Annotated in this window: 1 protein-coding gene; it reads right to left on the reverse strand. The window is 52.3% G+C overall.

All coding sequences use genetic code 11. The features are described 5' to 3' along the window. Window positions 1-52: 52 nt before the first annotated feature. A partial coding sequence (locus ACU696_RS20880; RefSeq protein ID WP_001396888.1) for an IS6 family transposase occupies window positions 53-530 on the reverse strand: 478 nt, incomplete at its 5' end.

Genomic DNA, 530 nt, shown 5'->3' on the forward strand with positions numbered 1-530 from the left:
GGCACTGTTGCAAAGTTAGCGATGAGGCAGCCTTTTGTCTTATTCAAAGGCCTTACATTTCAAAAACTCTGCTTACCAGGCGCATTTCGCCCAGGGGATCACCATAATAAAATGCTGAGGCCTGGCCTTTGCGTAGTGCACGCATCACCTCAATACCTTTGATGGTGGCGTAAGCCGTCTTCATGGATTTAAATCCCAGCGTGGCGCCGATTATCCGTTTCAGTTTGCCATGATCGCATTCAATCACGTTGTTCCGGTACTTAATCTGTCGGTGTTCAACGTCAGACGGGCACCGGCCTTCGCGTTTGAGCAGAGCAAGCGCGCGACCATAGGCGGGCGCTTTATCCGTGTTGATGAATCGCGGGATCTGCCACTTCTTCACGTTGTTGAGGATTTTACCCAGAAACCGGTATGCAGCTTTGCTGTTACGACGGGAGGAGAGATAAAAATCGACAGTGCGGCCCCGGCTGTCGACGGCCCGGTACAGATACGCCCAGCGGCCATTGACCTTCACGTAGGTTTCATCCATG

The organism is Providencia sp. PROV_01 (assembly GCF_053098325.1).